Source organism: Streptomyces sp. NPDC001781 (assembly GCF_053596035.1).
Map to the genome: position 1 here is coordinate 88,729 of NZ_JBSFFI010000020.1, position 18,519 is coordinate 107,247.

General features: G+C 72.4%; 14 protein-coding genes and 1 pseudogene. 4 read left to right on the forward strand and 11 right to left on the reverse strand.

Annotated features, from left to right (window positions below):
• Both ACWCV3_RS19670 and ACWCV3_RS19675 read right to left on the reverse strand, forming a co-directional pair.
• On the reverse strand, positions 1-579 hold the full coding sequence (locus ACWCV3_RS19670; RefSeq protein WP_451225520.1) for a class I SAM-dependent methyltransferase: 579 nt from the start codon (positions 577-579) through the stop codon (positions 1-3).
• A 90-nt stretch (positions 580-669) separates the two neighbouring features.
• Positions 670-1,203: pseudogene (locus ACWCV3_RS19675) on the reverse strand (GNAT family N-acetyltransferase); the annotation flags it as partial.
• A 16-nt stretch (positions 1,204-1,219) separates the two neighbouring features.
• Here ACWCV3_RS19675 and ACWCV3_RS19680 point away from each other — a divergent pair.
• Positions 1,220-2,242 (forward strand): lytic polysaccharide monooxygenase auxiliary activity family 9 protein, encoded by a 1,023-nt coding sequence (locus tag ACWCV3_RS19680; RefSeq protein ID WP_451225445.1) that lies wholly within the window; start codon positions 1,220-1,222, stop codon positions 2,240-2,242.
• Positions 2,243-2,302: 60 nt separating this feature from the next.
• Here the strand turns inward: ACWCV3_RS19680 and ACWCV3_RS19685 are convergent, their stop codons facing one another.
• From ACWCV3_RS19685 to ACWCV3_RS19705, 5 genes are all read right to left on the reverse strand, one after another.
• Positions 2,303-3,157 (reverse strand): esterase/lipase family protein, encoded by an 855-nt coding sequence (locus tag ACWCV3_RS19685; protein WP_451225448.1) that lies wholly within the window; start codon positions 3,155-3,157, stop codon positions 2,303-2,305.
• A gap of 226 nt (positions 3,158-3,383) precedes the next feature.
• Complete coding sequence (locus tag ACWCV3_RS19690) at positions 3,384-4,364, reverse strand: DNA polymerase Y family protein (protein ID WP_451225451.1); 981 nt, start codon at positions 4,362-4,364, stop codon at positions 3,384-3,386.
• Positions 4,361-7,792, reverse strand: a complete 3,432-nt coding sequence (locus ACWCV3_RS19695) for a DNA polymerase III subunit alpha (RefSeq protein WP_451225523.1) — start codon at positions 7,790-7,792, stop codon at positions 4,361-4,363. The genes ACWCV3_RS19690 and ACWCV3_RS19695 overlap by 4 nt, the downstream gene beginning before the upstream one ends.
• A gap of 259 nt (positions 7,793-8,051) precedes the next feature.
• Entirely contained in the window at positions 8,052-9,143 is a 1,092-nt protein-coding gene (locus ACWCV3_RS19700) for a S1 family peptidase (RefSeq protein WP_451225454.1), read from the reverse strand.
• Positions 9,144-9,586: 443 nt separating this feature from the next.
• On the reverse strand, positions 9,587-10,480 hold the full coding sequence (locus tag ACWCV3_RS19705; RefSeq protein WP_451225457.1) for a S1 family peptidase: 894 nt from the start codon (positions 10,478-10,480) through the stop codon (positions 9,587-9,589).
• A gap of 498 nt (positions 10,481-10,978) precedes the next feature.
• Here ACWCV3_RS19705 and ACWCV3_RS19710 point away from each other — a divergent pair, with 498 nt between their 5' ends.
• Positions 10,979-11,416 (forward strand): cell division protein SepF, encoded by a 438-nt coding sequence (locus ACWCV3_RS19710; protein ID WP_030812436.1) that lies wholly within the window; start codon positions 10,979-10,981, stop codon positions 11,414-11,416.
• 34 nt (positions 11,417-11,450) lie between these two features.
• Here the strand turns inward: ACWCV3_RS19710 and ACWCV3_RS19715 are convergent, their stop codons facing one another.
• The gene (locus ACWCV3_RS19715; RefSeq protein ID WP_451225460.1) at positions 11,451-12,641 is read right to left on the reverse strand and encodes an acyl-CoA dehydrogenase family protein; all 1,191 of its coding nucleotides are present in this window, start codon (positions 12,639-12,641) and stop codon (positions 11,451-11,453) included.
• 126 nt (positions 12,642-12,767) lie between these two features.
• A complete protein-coding gene (locus ACWCV3_RS19720; RefSeq protein WP_451225463.1) occupies positions 12,768-14,417 on the reverse strand; it encodes an MFS transporter in 1,650 nt (549 codons plus the stop codon).
• Positions 14,418-14,668: 251 nt separating this feature from the next.
• On the opposite strand from ACWCV3_RS19720, the gene ACWCV3_RS19725 reads away from it, so the two are divergent.
• Together ACWCV3_RS19725 and ACWCV3_RS19730 are read left to right on the forward strand one after the other, a co-directional pair.
• Positions 14,669-15,832 carry a glycosyltransferase family 39 protein gene (locus ACWCV3_RS19725; protein ID WP_451225466.1) on the forward strand — a complete coding sequence of 388 codons (1,164 nt, stop codon included), beginning with the start codon at positions 14,669-14,671 and terminating at the stop codon, positions 15,830-15,832.
• A 237-nt stretch (positions 15,833-16,069) separates the two neighbouring features.
• Positions 16,070-17,083, forward strand: coding sequence for a phosphatase PAP2 family protein (locus tag ACWCV3_RS19730; RefSeq protein WP_451225469.1), 1,014 nt, complete (start codon positions 16,070-16,072; stop codon positions 17,081-17,083).
• Positions 17,084-17,092: 9 nt separating this feature from the next.
• Here ACWCV3_RS19730 and ACWCV3_RS19735 read toward each other — a convergent pair whose 3' ends face one another.
• Positions 17,093-17,308, reverse strand: a complete 216-nt coding sequence (locus ACWCV3_RS19735; RefSeq protein WP_451225472.1) for an I78 family peptidase inhibitor — start codon at positions 17,306-17,308, stop codon at positions 17,093-17,095.
• 383 nt (positions 17,309-17,691) lie between these two features.
• Positions 17,692-18,366, reverse strand: a complete 675-nt coding sequence (locus ACWCV3_RS19740; RefSeq protein WP_451225475.1) for a LysM peptidoglycan-binding domain-containing protein — start codon at positions 18,364-18,366, stop codon at positions 17,692-17,694.
• Between the last annotated feature and the right edge of the window lie 153 nt (positions 18,367-18,519).

Sequence of the window (18,519 nt, forward strand, 5' to 3'; positions counted from 1 at the left end):
TCAGATCTCGGCCAGCACCGCGTACCGCTCGTCGGTGACACTCTTCCCCCACAGCAGCGGGTCGCCGGACAGCGGCTCCACCCGTATCCGCCGGGCCAGGGGGGCCAGCATGCCGGTGACCTCGTCGACGGGCGTGCCGACCGGGGAGAGGCTCCCCCACACGCCCTCGACCAGCACGAACCGGCCGCCGGGGCGCAGCAGGGTGCGCCAGTGGCGCAGCACCCCGGCGGGGCGGGGCAGCGTCCACAGCACATGCCGCACGAGGATCACGTCGTGGTCCTCCGCCGCCACCGGCGGTAGGGCCGCGTCTCCCCGCAGGATCCGCGCGTCCTGCCCGGCGAGCTTGGCGCGGGCCCGGTCGACCATGGCCGCGGAGGCGTCGACACCGGTCACCCGGTGTCCCTGCTCGGCGGCCAGCAGCGCGAGACTTCCGGTGCCGCAGCCCAGGTCGAGCACGTCCGAGGGCCGGTCCGGCAGCCAGCTTCGCAGCCGCCGGGCCCACGCGGCCCGGGTCTCGGGTGCGCGCAGCCCGTGGTCCGGTTCGTCGTCGAAGAAGGGCGCCTGGGCGTCCCAGTCCACGTGCCCACCGGCGGCCCGCTCCAGCGGCTTGCGGTAGTGGAACCGGTCGTAGGGGCCTTCGACGCGGCGGTCCACCAGTTCGTAGCCGTGGCGGGGGTAGATCTCCTGGTCATCCCCCATCAGAGCGTTGGTGTGGAGCCGGACTTCGGGGAGGCCGAGGGCACGGGCGTGGGCCTCCACGAAGCGCAGCAGCCGGCCCCCGACGCCCCGGCCGCGGGCGTCGGGATGGACGGCGACGCTGTCGAGGAAGAGGTGACCGGGGTGGGCGCGGACCACCACGAGACCGACCACGGGGTCCCCCGTGACGAAGACACACCCTTCTTCCACGTCGGCCATGTGGTCCGCCTCCATGGGCTGGGGCACCACACCGATGCGCGCGACACAGGGGCGGTAGGCGGCGTCGGTGACCGCGCGCACGGCTGGTACGTCGGCGGCCGTGGCGGGGCGGACCGGGGTTCGGGGGTGATCGTCCATGGTGGTCACGGTAGCGACCTGAGCCCAGTCTGAGCACGGCCTTAAGCGGACCATAAGGATCGCCTCCAGGGGGCCGGAGCAGGCCGGTCCGCTGCCGTACGGGGCTAGTTTCTGACCGTCCCCCACGGGACCAGCCCCCTTCCGGAACATCGTCCGAGGAGTCCTGATGTCCTTCGCCACGCCCTCGACCCCGCGCGGGGTGCGCCTGCCCCGGCTGCGGGCCGCCGCCACCGCGGCCGCGCTCGGCCTGGCGCCGCTGCCGCTGACCGTGCTGGCCGCGGTACCCGCCTCCGCGCACGGCTCGATGGGCGATCCGGTCAGCCGGGTGGCGCAGTGCTTCGCGGAGGGTCCCGAGTCCCCCGGGTCGGCGGCCTGCCGTGCGGCCGTGGCGGCGGGCGGCACCCAGGCGCTGTACGACTGGAACGGCATCAGGATCGGCGACGCGGGCGGCCGCCACCAGGAGTTGATTCCCGACGGCAAGCTGTGCAGCGCGGGGAACGACGAGTTCAAGGGCCTCGACCTGGCCCGCGCCGACTGGCCGGCGACCGGCGTGCACAGTGGCGCGTACACCTTCAGGTACCGGGTGACCGCCCCGCACAAGGGCACCTTCGAGGTCTACGCGACCAGGCCCGGCTACGATCCGGCGAAGCCCCTGGCCTGGTCCGACCTGGACCTGGCGCATCCGGTGGCGAGGGTCACCGACCCGGTCGCCACGGACGGCTTCTACACCTTCTCCGGCACGCTCCCCGACCGTACGGGCCGCCACCTGCTGTACGCGGTGTGGCAGCGCTCGGACAGCCCCGAGGCGTTCTACTCCTGCTCGGACGTCGTCTTCGGCGGTGCGGCGGCGGGCACGGCCGAGGGGACCGGACCCGCGAAGGCGGCCCCCTCACCCGCACCCACCGTCTCCGCCCCTTCGGAGCGTCAGATCGCGGCCGGCGCCGGCCGCTCCACGGTGGAGCACCACGGCCACGGCGACGACGACCCGGGCACCTCGGCGAAGCCGGTGGACCCCGCCCCCAACACCCCTGCACCGGAGGGAACTTCGGTCCCGCTGGCCGAGACCGGAGCCCCCGCCGGCACCACGTACGCGGCCGTCGGCGGCGCCGCCGCCCTGGCCCTCGGTGCTGCCGCGCTGTTCCTCTCGGTGCGCCGGCGCGCGACCGGCCGCGACCGCGCCGCGCGCTGAACACCCCCCGGTCACGGGGCCCTGCCGGGCGGCTCAGGCCGGGCAGGGCCCCGAGTCGTCTCAGCTGAAGGCGGACGCGCAGGTCGTGGCCTTGGCGTGGGACGGGTCGAGGGCGTTGGCGACCTCGTGGTAGGCGATGCGGTCGAAGATGCCGATCGCGACGTGCTCGGAGAGGTCGAGGGGGCAGAGGTCCTGGAGGAGGACGTTGCGGACGTCGGAACCGGAGAGGTACTGGGTGCGCCAGGGGGTGACGACCTCGTCGTACTTGGTGGCGATGACGGTGTAGTGCACACCGGGGACGGTGTCGCCGCCCGCGTTGAGCTTGGTCATGAAGGCCGAGTTGGTGATCTGGTCGGCGAGGCCGGGCGTGCTGGACTTGATGAGGTCCTCGGCGCCGGGGAAGTACGGCAGCAGGTGGGTGAGGCCGCTCAGGTCGGTGCCGTGGTTGCTGGGCGCGATCCCGACGAGCGCGTTCACCTTGGCGGACCCGCCGAGGAACTTCAGGTAGTAGCGGGGCATCATGCCGCCCTGGGAGTGGCCGACGAGGTCGGCCTTGGTGGCGCCGGTGGCGGTGAGCACCTTGTCGACGAAGGCGGAGAGCTGCTCGGCCGACTTGTCGATCGGGCCGAGTCCGTAGAAGACGGGGACGCCGGGGAGTTGCCCGTAGTCGAGGGAGAAGACGCAGTAACCGCGCTCCTTGAGGTACGGAGCGAGCGACACCCAGTTGGTGACGGAGTTGCCGAGGGTGCCGTGGACGAGGACGACGGGTCGCGGGTGGGCGGCTGAGGGCTTGCAGGAGTAGTCGTTCCAGCCACTGCTCGGAGCGGCGTGGGCGGTGGCGGCGGGAACGGTGGCGAGCGCGGTGGCCAGGACCAGCGCGGCGAGCGGTCTGAGCGCTCGCTTCCAGGGCAGCATCGTGTGATCTCCTTGCGGCTCAAGGGAGAAGGTGCACGGCCTAACCCTGTGATCCGGATCACGGGATGCTGTTCACTCGTCAAGTTACGGACGAGTAGTGCAAGTGTGAAGTTACGCGTCGGTAAAAAGTTCCATCGGCCCTCAGAAGTCCCCGCATGACGAGGAACCGTCAGGAGACGGCACAGGGCCGCCGCATCCCACCGGAGACTCCCGCCCCACGCGCCACTCAGGCCGCGAGTGTCCCGGGTATCACCGCGCGGGGGCCGAACTTGGCCCTCACCAGGTCGGCGACCTCCTCGATCCGGCGGACCTTCTCGTCCACGGGATCGAAGGTGAGCTGGTGCGCGGCCTCCCCGGCCGGGGTCAGCCCCTCGGCGCGCAGGGCGAGCGTCCGCACCCGCGCCCGCTGGAGCCCGAGCGCCTCGTACATGCCGTACGCGGCCTTCGTGAGGTCGGCCGAGTGCGCGGTCGGCTCGGCGAGGGTGCGCCCGCGGACCGTGGTGGAGCGGTCGGCGTAGCGCACGGTGAGCGTCAGGGAGCGGCAGACGTGCTCCATCCCCCGCAGCCGCGCGCCCAGTTCCCCGGCGCCGGCCAGCAGCGCCCGCCGGTGCCGGCCGGGGTCCAGCTCGTCCGTGCCGAAGGACCGCTCGGCGGCCACCGACCGGGAGACGGCGTTCGGCACGACCCGCCCCCGGTCCACCCCGTTGGCCCGCTCCCGCAGCTCACGGGCGGTCCTGGCCCCGACCAGCCGCTGGAGCGTAGCGGGCGGCGCGACGGCGACCCGCCCGAGGGTGTCCAGCCCGTACTCGCACAGGGTCCGGGCGGTCGCCGTGCCCACACCGGGCAGCGCGACCACGGGCAGCCCGGCGAGGAACTCCGCGCCGGCACCGGGCTCGTCGGGGACGGCACGGACCACCCCCGGCCGGGCCTCCCGAAGCGCCAGCCGGGCCAGCATCGGCCCGGGCCCGGCCCCCACCACGCAGTCGACCCCGTACCGGGCGAGGGCCCGCACCCGGATCAGCGCGGCCAGTTCCACCGGACCCCGCCCGAAGTACCGCTCGGCCCCGCGCAGATCGGCCAGCGCCCCATCCGGGGGCAGCCCCTCCACGACGGGCGTGAACTCCTCGAGCAACCCGAGCAGTGCGGACAGCTCCAGCTCGCCGTCGCCCTCACCGGCCCGGTGAAAACGCACACAGAGGATGGTCATCCCGCACTCCCCGGACTCCGATGCCACAACTTCCGCATGGTGGAGGGCGCCTGCTCGGACACCTCCTGGCCGGCCGGGCGCAGGTCGGCCCAGGGATGCATCTGGAAGCCGGTGGACATCCGGATCCGCCGCCCCACCCCGTCCTCCGCGGTCCTCGCCCTCGGCGCGGGCTCGGCCAGCCGGGCCGCCACCTTCTCCAGCCCGCCCCCGGCCCGCAGTTCGGCCAGCTCGGCGAGGTCCCAGGCAGCCGACCCGACCACGCTCAGGCTGCGCGGCCCGCGCCGCTGCACCACCCCGCGCACCAGCAGCAGCCAGGAGTGGAAGACCGTGTGCGCGCAGGCGTCGTGCGAGTCGTCGAAGAAGGCGAGGTCGACTAGCCCGGTGCCGTCGTCCAGCGTGCTGAAGATGACCCGCCGGCCGGACCGGATCGGCGGTGTCTGGGTGGCCGCCTTGGCTCCGGCGACCAGCACGGTCTCCCCGTGCCGGGCATCGCGCAGCCGCCGCGCCGACACCACGCCCAGCTCCTCGAGGAAGCCCCGATGGTCGTCCATCAGGTGATGGGAGACGTCCATGGACAGTACGCCCAGCTCGGCACTGAGCCGCTCGGTGTCCGACAGGTCGGGCAGCCCGGCGGAGGCGGTCCGCCGCCCCCCGCCCAGCGGAAGCTGATCCCCACGCCCGTTCCGGGACCCCCGGTGCAGCTCGGCCAGGTGCAGCTGAAGATCACGCCGGTTGGCCCCGAAGGCGTCCAGCGCTCCCACCTGGGCCAAGCGCTGCGCGAGCGGCCTGCCGGGCCGTCCACGCTCCCAGAAGTCCAGCAGGGACGCGTACGGCTGCCCCTCGGCGATCCGCGCGGCCTCAGCCTCGCTGATCCCGTGCACATCGGCGAGGGCGAGCCGCACTCCCCACACTCCGGAACCAGACACCAGTTCGATTCGATGAGCGACCCCGGACACGTTCACGTCCAACGGCAGAACCGGCACCCCGAGCCGCCGCGCGTCGGCCAACAGCAGCCGCTTGGGGTACATACCGGGATCGTGTGTGAGCAGTCCGGCGTAGAAAGCGGCCGGGTGATGCGCCTTGAGCCAGGCCGACTGGTAGGTGGGCACAGCGAAGGCGACGGCATGCGCCTTGCAGAACCCGTAGGACCCGAAAGCCTCGACGATCTCCCAGGTCCGCCGGATGGTCTCGGCGTCGTACCCCTTCTCCCCGGCCCTCCGGGCGAACCACACCCGTACCCGCCCCTGGGCCTCGGAATCGGAGAGCAGCCGCCGCACGGCATCGGCCTCGCCCCGTCCGCACCCGGTCATGACCGCCAGGATGTCGATCACCTGCTCGTGAAAGACCACGACCCCGTAGGTGTCCCGCAACGCCGGCTCGAGATCCGGGTGCGGATACCGCACAGGCGCCCGTCCGTGCCGGGCCTCGATGAAGGGCCGCACCATGTCGGCGGCGACAGGACCGGGCCGGAACAAGGAGATGTCCACCACAAGATCCTGAAAACAGTCGGGCTGAAGCCGCCCCACGAGATCCCGCTGCCCGGGTGACTCGATCTGGAAGCACCCGAGCGTCTCGGTGGACCGGATGAGCCGATAGGTGTCCGCGTCCCCCTCCGGCAGTGCCTCCAGATCGACCCGCTCCCCGGAAGCCCGCTCCACCTCGGCGACGGCATGCGCCATGGCCGACTGCATCCGCACCCCGAGCACATCCAGTTTCAGCAGACCGAGATCTTCCACGTCCTCCTTGTCGAACTGCGACATGGGCAGCCCCTCCCCGCTGGTGGGAACCACCGGAGTACGCCGGAGCAGGGAGGAGTCGGAGAGCAGGACCCCACAGGGGTGCATGGCGATCCCGCGCGGCAAGGCGTCCAGCGCCTCCACCAGCTCCCACAGCACCCCGTACCGCTCCCGCTCCCCCGCGAGCTCCTTCAGCTCGGGCAGTTCGGCGAGCGCGACGCGGGCGTCCCGGGCCCGGACGTGCGGAAAGGCCTTGGCGATCCGGTCGACATCGGCGGGGTCCATCGAAAGAGCGGCCCCCACGTCCCTGATGGCATGCCGCACCCGATAGGTCTCCGGCATGGCGACGGTGGCGACCCGCTCCCCGCCGAACCGCCCGATGACCGCCCGGTAGACCTCGATCCGCCGGGCCGACTCCACATCCACGTCGATGTCGGGAAGCGCGACCCGCTCCCGCGACAGGAACCGCTCCATGAGCAACCCGTGCGCCACCGGATCGGCATGAGCGATCCCCAGCAGGTGGTTCACCAAAGACCCCGCCCCCGACCCGCGGGCGGCAACCCGGATTCCCATTCCCCGCACGTCGTCGACCACCTGGGCGACGGTCAGGAAATAGGAGGCGTACCCGTGATACCCGATGATCTCCAGTTCCTCGTGCATCCGCTCCCAGTACTCCCGCCGCCCGGAATACCCGAGCCGCACCATCCCCGCGACGGCCCGGGAAGCCAGCGCCCGCTGAGCCCCCCGCCGCCCGGCCCCCACGAGCCGCCCCTCGGGAAACCGCACACTCCCCATCCCGAGATCGTCCTCAGGGTCGACCACGCACTCACCGGCGACAGCGAGGGTTCCGGTGACCAGCCGCGCCGCGGCATCCCGCCGGTACCCGGCGGCCTCCACCACCCGCTCGGCGACCCGGAGCATCTCCGCGGGTCCCTTCAGCCAGGCTTCCCCGGAGTCCAGCCCTTTCCGGGGGTCGATGGGCACCAGCCGCCGAGCGGCGTCGAGCACATCGGCGACCCGCCCCTGGCCGGCATCGGCGTACCGCACCGCGTTACTGAGAACAGGCCGCACCCCCTGCTCCACGGCGAACCCGAGACTCCGGGCGGCGAGCCGCAAGGACCCGCTCCCCGTCCCCTCCGCCCCGTGCCACACGACCTCGATCCGCAGAGCGTCCCCGAAGACCTCCCGCCAGGCCCCCAGCAGCCGGCCGGCCCGGTCGGGCCGCCCGGCCCCGAGAGCCCGCCCCACGTCGGAGCCGGGTCCCAGCAGGACGGCGACCCCCTCCCCCCGAAGCGCCTCCCAGGGCACCAGCGGCGCACTCCCACCCCCCGCATGAGCAGCACTGACCATCCGGCAGAGCTCAGCCCACCCCAGGGCCCCGTCCCGAGCCAGAAAGGTCACCCGAGGAGCCGACTCGTCGACAAAGGCACCCCCGCGCACAGGAGCCCGAAGCCGCCCGCCGCCAGAAGGACCGGAAGGAACGGCGACCCCGAGATCGACCCCGAAAACGGGCCGCACCCCACTCCCCGCACAGGCCTTGGCGAACCGCACAGCCCCGGCGAGCGAGTCCCGATCGGTGAGGGCCAGCACATCCATGCCCCGCTCGGAGGCCCGCAGGGCCAGCCGCTCCGGATGCGAGGCCCCGTACCGCAGGGAGAACCCGGAGGCGACCCGCAGATGCGCGAACGTCACACCCAGCACCTCCCACCACTCCAGCCAATCGAACACCCGTTCCCTTCCACCATACCCCCACTGTCGAACACACGTACTACAACCAAAACCACCCCCCTCACCTGCGAAAACGCATGGGGAGGCCGCGCGACCACGGCGCGGCACCCGGGTGCGGGCGACGTCCGCACGGCGGGGGGACAGGTCACGACCCCGCACCGCAACGCAAGGGCCCCCACCCTCCCTAAGGAGAACGGGGGCCCGGAAGCCGAAGCCCGGAGCGTCAGCCGATCTGCGTCCCGGTGGCGGACAGCGCCTCGGTGACCGGCTGGAAGAACGTCTCCCCACCGGAGGAGCAGTCCCCGCTGCCGCCCGACGTCAGCCCGACCGCGCTGCTGCCGGAGAACAGCGACCCGCCGCTGTCCCCGGGCTCGGCGCACACGTCGGTCTGGATCAGCCCGCTGACGGTCCCCTCGGAGTAGTTCACGGTCGCGTTGAGCCCGGTCACGGTCCCGCCGTGCACCTGAGTCGTGGACCCGCTACGAGTGACCTTCATCCCCACGGTGGCCTCGGCGGCCCCCGAGATCTGCTGAGCGGAGCCGTTGTAGAGATCGACCTCGCTCGGGTGGTCGACCCCGTCGACGTACTTGACGAGCCCGTAGTCGTTCCCAGGGAAGCTGGAGTCCGCGTTGGACCCGATGGCGTTCCCGGACGCGTCGGTCCAACTGGAGATCGCGGCGGTGCAGTGCCCCGCGGTGAGGAAGTACGGCGCCCCGCCCTTGGTCACGTTGAACCCGAGCGAACACCGCCCACCCGAACCGTTGATGGCGTCACCACCGGAGACGAAGGGCTTGAACTCTCCCTTGGAACGCTTGAGTTCGGCGGCACTCCCGAGCCCGGAGACGACCTTCCCCAACTTGGCGTACTGAGCCGGGGACACGGTCTTGTCGGCGGTGACGACGACCTTGTTGGAGACCGGGTCGGTCGCCCACGAGGTACCCGGGATCGTCGCGTCCTTCTTGAGCGTGGACCGCGCCCCGTCGAGCACGGCGAGCGAGTGGGAGACGATTCTGGCCCTGGCGCCGGCCGCCCGGACGGTATCGGCGGCAGAGTCGTCGAGCACGTTGACGACGAGGCTCCTGGCCTGGGCGTCGTAGTAGCTGCCCGCGCTGTCGGAGCCGAGGTCGGCGAGCAGTGTGGAGGCGAGCTTTCCGGCCGCGGGAGCGGACAGAACGCGTGCGCCTGCCGCGGTGTCCGCGGACCCGGCGGGTTCGCTGGCGTTCGCAGTCTGGAAGGTGACACCCGCTCCGACCAGTGCGAGAACACCCGCTCCGGCGATCGCGGCCCGGCGTGCGGGTATGCGTCGGTGCTTCAACTCACGTCCTCCTGTGGGGGGTCGGCCCGGCAGGTTGTGGGGACCTGACGGACCTGAAGGCTGGTTGACGGGCGTCACTCTTCCGAAGGTCGCAGCGGGCACACAAGACCGACTTCAGGCCGGGGTCCCGAACAACTCCTCCACCTTGACCGAGGACAGTCACCCCAGGAAATTCGCAGCGCAAACGTGGAACGTCAAAACCCGGCCACCGCACGGCAACAGGATTCGATGTCCGAAAACAGCTCCTCCCAAAGCATCCGAAACCAGAAGCCCCACACCCCCCACACAGACCCCCCACACACACCCGCACCCACCCCCCGCTCAACCGCGCGCACGCGGGGGCCCGAACGAGAAGCGGGCCCCCGCACGCGAGTTGCCGCGTGCGGGGGCCCGCCGAACCGACCCGTCAGCGAGGACGGCCCGTCAGGGGAACCCGAGGGAACCTAGGGAAGCGTCACCCCGTAGTAGCTCAGCGCCTCGGTGACAGGCTGGAAGAACGTGGTCCCCCCGGAGGTGCAGTCGCCGCTGCCCCCCGACGTGAGGCCGTAGGCGACGCTCCCCCCGTACAGCGGGCCGCCGCTGTCACCGCCCTCGGCGCACACGGTGGTCTGGATGAGCCCGGAGACGATGTCCCCGCCGCCGTAGTTGACGGTGGCGTTCAGCGCCGTGACGCGCCCGCTGTGCGTCCCGGTGGTGGACCCGCGCCGCGTCACGGTGGTCCCCACGGCAGGGGTGGCCGCGCTGCTGATGGTCTGGCTCCCGACCGCACTCGGGTGCGCGATGGACGAGTTGGTGTACCGCACCAGCGCGAAGTCGTTGCCGGGGAAGCTGTAGCCGACGTTGGTGCCGAGCACCGTGGTCTTCGCGGAGTTGCCGTACCAGGTGGAGGCGACCTCACCGCAGTGCCCGGCGGTCAGGAAGTAGTACGTGCTGCCGCTGCGGACGTTGAAGCCGAGCGAGCACCGGTAGGCGCCGCCGTAGATGGCGTCACCGCCGGTGATCAGCTTGTTGAACTTGCCGGCCGTCCGCTTGATGGTGAGCTTGTCGGCGCCGGCCTGTCGCTTGATCTTGGCGATCTCGGCCTGGGACACCGTGCTGTCGACGGTGACGAGGACGCGGTTGGTCTTGCTGTCGACGGCCCAGGCGGTGCCGGGGACGTCGGCCTGGCGGACGGAGTCGCTCGCCGTGGTGAGCTGGCTGGCGCTGAACGTGTGGGCGTCGCTGGCGTTCGCGGTGGGGGCGGCGAACGCGGCTACGGCGAGGAGGCCGCTGACGGCCGCCGTGAGCTGGGTGCGTCTGGCGATACGGCCTCGGGGGGTGGTGCGCTTGATCCTCACGTGTCGTTCCCTCCTGGGGAATTCGGGGGCCCGCGTGGGGTCGGGGCCCGTGAGGCGCAGCCAGTGGCAGGTGGATCGGATGTGCATGCCCCTGACAAGCGCTGAGGGGGAGTATTCGGCCGAACGGCCGGTCGGCACAAGGGTGCCTTTCAGCCGTACACCGCTCAACCATCGTGCGGCCCAAACCGCCTGACGCCCCCTCAAGCCTCAAAAGCCGACAATCGCCCCACACGCCTCACCTCGGGCGCTTCAGGGGCCCCCTCCGTCACCCGGACACACCACACATCACCCATCCGCCGCGACAAATCATATTTCACTCTCAGTCAGCAGCCGTATGAGTCGCAGCCCTTGGGGCACAAGGGCTCTCGACGGATCGATCGTGCACCAGTACCGTCACAAACCCCCCGCGCGGCGTCTATCCACTTGGCGCACCGTCCGCATCATGGATGACCATAGGGAAGCGAAGAACGAGAAAGACCGCTGTGAGAGGAGGCGTCCATGGGATCGGTACGCAAGGCGAGTGCGTGGCTCGGCCTCGTCGACGACAACGATGACGAGCGTTACTACGACGACGACTACTCCGAGGGCACGGAGCCCGCTGACGCCTGGGTCACCGACCCGCGGGTGAAGGTGGCCGCGGACACGGCCGAGGACAAGGGCCGCCGGATCGGCACGGTCACCCCGGACAGCTTCCGGGACGCCCGGGCCATCGGCGAACTGTTCCGGGACGGGGTCCCGGTGATCATGAACCTCACGGCGATGGAGGGCGCCGACGCCAAGCGGGTGGTGGACTTCGCGGCCGGGCTCACCTTCGGCCTGCGGGGCACGATCGAGCGGGTGGCGACGCGGGTCTTCCTGCTGACGCCCGCCCACACCGAGATCATCAGCGGCGAACCGGCGGGCCGCCGGGAGGACGGCTTCTTCAACCAGAGCTGAGGCGGGGCCGTTCACCGGCCCCGCCCCCAGGGGCTCACCGGAAGGCGTCGAGCCCGGTGAGCGCCTTGCCCAGTACGAGCTGGTGCATCTCCGCGGTGCCCTCGTAGGTGAGCACCGACTCCAGGTTCGTCGCGTGCCGCATCACCGGGTACTCGAGCGAGATCCCGTTGGCACCGAGGATCGTCCGCGCCGTGCGGCAGATCTCGATGGCCTCGCGGACGTTGTTCAGCTTGCCGAAACTGATCTGCTCCGGCCGCAGCTTCCCGGCGTCCATCCGCCGCCCCAGATGGTGGGCGAGCAGGATTCCCTTGTGCAGCTCGACCGCCATGTCGGCGAGCTTGGCCTGGGTGAGCTGGAAGCCGCCGATGGGCCGCCCGAACTGCTCCCGGGTCCGCGCGTAGTCCAGCGCGGCCTCGAAGCTGGCACGGGCGGCGCCCATCGAGCCCCAGACGATGCCGTACCGGGCGTGCGAGAGGCAGCCGAGCGGCCCGCGCAGCCCGGTGACGCCGGGGAGCACCGCTTCGGCGGGCAGCCGTACGTCGTCCAGCACGAGTTCACTGGTGACCGAGGCCCGCAGCGACCACTTGTGCTTGATCTCCGGCGCCGAGAACCCGGGCCGGTCGGTGGGGACGACAAAACCCCGGATGCCGTCGTCGGTGCGCGCCCAGACCACCGCGACCCCGGCCACCGAGCCGTTGGTGATCCACATCTTGCGGCCGCTGAGCACCCAGTCGTCGCCGTCCCGCTTGGCGAAGGTCCGCATGCCGGCGGGGTCGGAGCCGTGGTCCGGCTCGGTCAGCCCGAAGCAGCCGATGACCTCGCCGGAGGCCATCCGGGGCAGCCACTCGTTCTTCTGCTCCTCGCTGCCGTACCGGTGGATCGCGTACATGGCGAGCGAGCCCTGGACCGAGACCAGGGAGCGGATGCCGGAGTCGGCGGCCTCCAGCTCCAGGCAGGCCAGGCCGTACTGCACGGACGTCGCGCCCGCACAGCCGTACCCGGTCAGGGACATGCCGAGGGCGCCGATCGAACCGAGTTCGCGGGCCAGCTCCCGGATGCCGGGCAGCTCGCCCTTCTCGTACCAGTCGGCCACGTGGGGCAGCACGCGGTCGGCCGCCCAGGAGCGGACGGTGTCGCGGACGGCGAGGTCTTCGGGGTCGAGGAGGTCGTCGAGGCCGAGCGGGTCGACGGGGTCGAACGCGGGCTGCTTCGGGGACGCGGACATGGGAACACCCTCCGGCACTCTGCGGCTCAGGACCTGTGCGGGGCAAAAACTAGCACCGCTAGTCACATATGCCAGGCCGACGTTACGGCCGAGCACGCCGCACGTCCAGAGCGACCGGGCCGGAGGTCAGGCGGAGACCCTGGGTTTGCCGGCCGCCCGCGGTGCGGGCAGTTCGCCCTTGGCGAGCGGTACGGGGCTTCCGGCGGCCGGTTCCGGCGCCCGGACGTCCTCCGCGGCGCAGTTCATGACGCGGGGCAGCCGAAGCGCCATCAGCGCGCCGAGCAGCAGCAGACCGGCGCTGACCAGCAGCGTCACATGCAGTCCGTGCACGAAGGAGTCACGGGCGGCGTGCCGCAGCGCGGCCCCGGCGGGACCGCCGAGCCGGGCGGCGACCTCGTACGCCTCGCCCAGCGAGCGGCCCGCGGCGGAGGAGGCGGCGGCCGGGACGCCGGGCACCGAGTCGAGGGCGGGGGCGTAGGCGGCGTTCATGACGCTGCCGAGCAGGGCGATGCCGATGCCGGCGCCCAGTTGGTAGGAGGTCTCGCCGATGGCGGCGGCGCCGCCGGCCCGGTCCGCCGGGGCCTCGCTGAGCATGGACTCGTAGGCCCCGAAGAGAGTGGTCTCCAGGCCGAAGCCGAGCAGTACGAAGCCGGTGAGGAGCAGCGGGGTGTTGTCGTGGCCGCCCATCGCGGTGAGGGTGAGGACGGCGGCGGCGGTGAGGACGAAGCCGGCGCAGACCATCCGGCGCGGCCCGAGACCGCGCAGCACGCGGGCGCCGCCGAGGCCCGCCGCCATGGCGGCGACGGTGAGCGGGAGCAGCCGCAGTCCGGTCTGGAGCGGGGACAGGCCCAGTACGAGCTGGAGGTACTGCGCGGCGATCAGCTCCAGGCCGACCAGGGCCAGCATGGCGAGCACGATGCAGCCCACCGAGGTGCTGAAGGCGGGTCGCCGGAACATGCTGAGGTCGACCAGCGGGTGGGCGCGGTGCGACTGGCGCCGGACGAAGAGGACGAGCAGGGCCGCACCCACCAGGAGCGGCACCAGGGTGAGCGGTCCGGTCACGTCCTCGCCGCCGCCGAGGCGCTTGACGCCGAGGACGACGCCGAAGAGGCCGCCCGCCGCCATCAGGGCGCCGACGACGTCCCAGGGGCCGTCGCGCTCGCCGCGGGACTCGGGCAGCAGCATCCGGCCGACGGGCAGGCTCACCAGCATCAGCGGGATGTTGACCAGGAAGACCGAGCCCCACCAGAAGTGCTCCAGCAGGAACCCGCCGAGCAGCGGGCCGACGGCCGCGCCGACGGCGGCGACCGCGCTCCAGATACCGATGGCGAGTGCCCGTTCGCGCCGGTCGGGGAAGACCTGGCGCAGGATGGACAGCGTGGCGGGCATGATCATGGCGCCGCCGACGCCGAGCAGCGCGCGGGCCAGGATCAGCGTCTCGCCGTTGTGGGCGAGGGCGGCGAGCGCCGAGGCCACGCCGAACAGGGCGTAGCCGAGCAGCAGAACGCGTCTGCGTCCTACCCGGTCGCCCAGCGTGCCGAAGAGGATCAGCAGCGAGGCGCAGACCAGGGGGTAGATGTCGACGATCCAGAGCAGTTCGACCGCGCCGGGCCGGAGGTCCTCGGTGACGGCGGGGACCGCAACGTGCAGGACGGTGGCGTCGACAGCGACGAGCAGCAGGCTGACGCAGAGGACGACGAGGACGACCCAGCGGTTGGCTCCGGCCCCGGTCGTCCCGCGGGACGGCCGGACGGCGGCCGTGGTCGTCCCGGACATGTACGTACCTCCCAGAAGAGTCCTCGCGTGCGGCGGAGTGGGGCTCTCCACGCCGTACGGCCGGAGAGGAGCGGTGCCCGAAGGCCCGCCCGGACCCACGCGGGTGGCTCGTCAGCGTACGCGAGTTCATGCCCAGGTCACGTGGTGGACCTCTCACGGTTGTGCCCCGATCGGTGTGGCGTGCGCCACCTCGCCACCCGGGGTCACCGGCGGATGAGGGGGCGCCCCGCGCGGGCGTCGATAATCGGCCCGTGACCGAGACAGCCACCCGGGCGGCCCCGCCCGTGCCCTCCCTCCCCCGCCGGGCCATGCCGGCGCTGCTGGGGTACGCGGGAGTCCGGGCGCTGGGGCTGGCCGTGCTGGCCGTGTGGAGCGCGGCGCGGGACACGAGCGCGCACCGGCTGCTCTCCGCCCGCTGGGACTCCCTCTGGTACGCACGGATCGCCGGGGCCGGCTACGGCCACGAGGTCCGGCTGCCGGGCGGCGACGTCCACTCCGACCTCGCCTTCTTCCCCCTGCTCCCCTGGCTGGAGCGGCTGCTGCACGCATTGACCCCGCTGTCGTACGCGGACGCGGGGCTCGCCGTCTCCGCGGTGGCCTCGCTGGCGGCGGCGGGCGGGATCTTCGCGCTGGCGGACCGGCTGTACGGGGCGCGGACCGGGGTGTGCGCGGTGCTGCTGTGGGCGGTGCTGCCGGTAGGGATCGTGCAGTCGATGGCGTACAGCGAGTCCCTGTTCACCGCCCTGGCCGCCTGGTCACTGTTCGCGCTGGTGTCCGGGCGCTGGGTGACGGCGGGGGTGCTGGCGGCGCTCGCGGGGCTGACCCGGCCGGTGGGGGCGGCGCTGGTCGCGGCGGTGTGGGTGACGGCCGCCGCCTCGTTCGGGCGGACCGGAAGCGCGGACGGGGCGCGCGCCCCCGCCTGGCGCCGGGTGCTGGGCGCGGCCCTGGCCCCGCTGGGCGCGGCGGCGTACGTCCTGTGGGTGGGCCACCGCACCGGGGACGGCCCGCTCGGTTATCTCGACGTCCAGGCGGGGTGGCGCAACGGGTTCGACGGCGGATACGCCTTCGCCCGCTTCGTCGGCGGCATGCTCACCCACTTCCCGTCGGCCCTCGCGGGCGTCGCCCTGATCGTCGGCGTCGTCCTGCTGCTGTGGCTGTACGCGGCCGGGGTGCGCCGCGGGCAGCCGCTCGCGCTGCTGGTCTACAGCGGGGTCGTGCTGGCGCTGGCCCTGTGCGCGTCGAGCTACTTCGGCTCCAAGCCACGGCTGCTGCTGCCCGCCTTCCCGCTGCTGTTCCCGCTTGCCGAGGCCCTGGCCCGCGCTCGCCCGGCCCGTGTAGCGCTGCTGGTCGGCGCGCTCGCGGCCGGCGCGGCGGTGTACGGCGCGGTGTGGCTGAACGGCTCCGGGCCGCCCTGAGGGACCCGGCCGGCCGGGTGAGCGCCCGCCGAATACCGGCCCACCTTTCGGTGAACGAATTAAAAGCGCCATAAAAAATCCCCCGGTGAGATCCGGGGTAATTGCGGGGACCGCTCCGGCGATATTGACGACGTGCAGGAATTCAAGGGGTTCCTGAGAGGTTTCCCACATCACATCGTCATCACAAAGCCCCAGTACCGACCGGGTGGACAGCTCACTCGCTGTAACGTCGATTGGGTGCGTACCGAACGAAAGCTCACCCGGCGTCTGGACCGGGTGTTCGCCAGGCTGGACCGTGAGCCGGAACGGCCGGCCCATATCGACGTGCCGCGGATGTCGCGGCACCGGGCCGTGCTGTTCTCCTCGACCCTGGCCTTCTACCTGGCGATCGTGTGGGCCGTGATCACCACGTCCTGGCTGGTCCGGCTGGACTGGCGGGTCATGTTCTTCCGCCCCTACCAGCAGTGGCCCGGGATCCACGCCTTCCTCGACTACTACGTGGTGCTCGGCCAGCGCGGCCCGACCGCGGTGATGGTCGCGGCCTGGCTCGGCTGGCGCTCCTGGCGGCAGCACACGGTCCGTCCGCTGCTGACCCTGGCCGCCTCGCTGCTCCTGCTGAACATCACGGTCGGCGCCGCCAAGCTGGGCATGGGCCGGCTCGGACCTCACTACGCCACCGTGATCGGCTCGAACGAGATGGGCCTGGGCGGAGACATATTTCCCTCGGGTCACACCGCCAACGCGGTCGTGACCTGGGGCATCCTGGCCTATCTGGCCTCCACGGCCAGGGCGCGCCGCTGGCTTTCCGCGCTCTCCGCGATCACCTCGCTCGGCGTCGGCCTCACCACCGTCTACCTCGGTACGCACTGGCTGAGCGACGTGCTGCTGGGCTGGGCCGCCGGGCTGCTGATCCTGCTGGCGCTCCCCTGGTTCGAGCCGCTGGTCTCCCGCGCGGAGAACGCGCTGTTCGCGCTGCGGGACCGGCTGCGCGCCCGCCGGCGGCACACCGTGCCCGCGCCGGCCGCGCCGCTCGCCCCGGTGGCGCTCCGGCCGCTGGCCAAGGCCGCCGAGCCGTCCGTACCTGCGCGGGAGGCCGTCACGGCGACGCGGGGGTCCAGGCCGCCGGTCCATCTGGCGCCGGGCCCGCACACCACCCGCTCCGAGCGGACCCCGGTCACCCCGGCGGGCAGCCGGCGTCCGCCGCACGCGGACCGGCTCCCGCGCGGCGCGTCGCAGGCGGCGCGGCCCTGACGGCCCGGGTCAGCCCTTCCAGACGCGGGCGACCCGGCCGTCCTTCACCTCGAAGTTGAGGCGGCCCGTGCGGTACTCCATGGTGATGATCGCGCCGGGCGGCAGCGCCCGCACGGTCTGCCAGCCCCGGCTCCGGGCGCGCCGGTCGGCGTCCTCCGGGGGCAGGCCGACGTAGCTTTCCAGGGTGTCCTGCGGCTCCGGCTGCGGAGCGGGAATCTGTGCCATGCGGTCACGCTAGGCGGCCCGCGCCGACAGCGGAAGGCACACGTCGCCAGGCAGCCCGGTCACACTTCTGTCACAGCTCCCGGTACCGGTAACCCGCGTACTCCGTCACACGTATGGGGGTTTCCGTTCACCTTCACGGGGTAATCGAACAGAATTTTCCTGTGCCGGTCGTCACGGCGCCCAATTAACGCCCGTAATGCGTCGGGGCACGCACCGGAACCGGTCGGGAACAGGACCGGGATGTTTTTCCCGCGAAATATGGTGCCGACGCACCGGAGCTGACGCCGCACAGGAAATGCACGGGCTCTCCTCGCGAACCGACATGCGAACGGCCGCCGCCCTCCGGAGGGCGGCGGCCGTTGCCGTCGGGGCGGCGCCTCGCGTCAGAGCGCGAGACGCTGCCCCGGCACGATCATGTCCGGGTCGGCCCCGATGACCGACCGGTTGGCCTCGTAGACCCGCTGCCAGCTCACCCCGTGCCGGGCGGCGATGGTGCTCAGCGTGTCGCCCTGGCGGACGATGTAGCCGCCCCGGCCGGCTCCCCGGTCGGCGTGGGTCGTCGCCGGGCGCTGCGGGGTCCGGGCGGACCGCGCGGGCGCGGGCGTGGACCGGACGGGAGCGGACTTCCTCGTCACGCCCTTGTCGGTTCCGCCGCCCGAGGCCGAGGCGCTGGACGGTGCGGAGCCGTAGGCCCCCGCGCGGCCGGAGCAGACCGGCCAGGCGCCCCAGCCCTGGGCCTGCTGGACCTTGGACGCCACGGCGATCTGCGCGCTTCTCGACGCCTGGTCCGCGGTGGCGGCGTAGGCGCCGCCACCGTAGGCACGCCACGTACTGGCGGAGAACTGGAGCCCGCCGTAGTAGCCGTTGCCGGTGTTGATGTGCCAGTTGCCGCCGCTCTCGCACCGGGCGATGCGGTCCCAGACTCCGTTGTCCGCCGCCTGCGCCTCTCCGGAGGCTGCCAGCAGCCCCAGCGGGGCGAGCAGCGCGGCCCCGGCGAGGGCGGCCGTCGTGCGGCCCTTACGGGCGGTCGGACGGGTCGTATCGGCACACTCGGACATGCAGTTCCCTCTCCACGAACCCGGGCTCCCCCTGGGCGGGGCACGGCTCGCCGCGTCGGACCGCGGTTCCTCGCGCCCGCCCCGTCCACCGGTGACCGGTGCCGTGGCCCTGCCGGGCCCGGCGCCGGGCGGCGGACCTACCCGAGCGGTGCT

What these genes read in the sequence shown, in the direction of transcription:
- ACWCV3_RS19740 (WP_451225475.1), bottom strand. Translation starts at nt 18,366, where the DNA reads ATGTCCGAGTGTGCCGATACGACCCGTCCGACCGCCCGTAAGGGCCGC.
- ACWCV3_RS19710 (WP_030812436.1), top strand. Translation starts at nt 10,979, where the DNA reads ATGGGATCGGTACGCAAGGCGAGTGCGTGGCTCGGCCTCGTCGACGAC.
- ACWCV3_RS19720 (WP_451225463.1), bottom strand. Translation starts at nt 14,417, where the DNA reads ATGTCCGGGACGACCACGGCCGCCGTCCGGCCGTCCCGCGGGACGACC.
- ACWCV3_RS19735 (WP_451225472.1), bottom strand. Translation starts at nt 17,308, where the DNA reads ATGGCACAGATTCCCGCTCCGCAGCCGGAGCCGCAGGACACCCTGGAA.
- ACWCV3_RS19690 (WP_451225451.1), bottom strand. Translation starts at nt 4,364, where the DNA reads ATGACCATCCTCTGTGTGCGTTTTCACCGGGCCGGTGAGGGCGACGGC.
- ACWCV3_RS19715 (WP_451225460.1), bottom strand. Translation starts at nt 12,641, where the DNA reads ATGTCCGCGTCCCCGAAGCAGCCCGCGTTCGACCCCGTCGACCCGCTC.
- ACWCV3_RS19680 (WP_451225445.1), top strand. Translation starts at nt 1,220, where the DNA reads ATGTCCTTCGCCACGCCCTCGACCCCGCGCGGGGTGCGCCTGCCCCGG.
- ACWCV3_RS19685 (WP_451225448.1), bottom strand. Translation starts at nt 3,157, where the DNA reads ATGCTGCCCTGGAAGCGAGCGCTCAGACCGCTCGCCGCGCTGGTCCTG.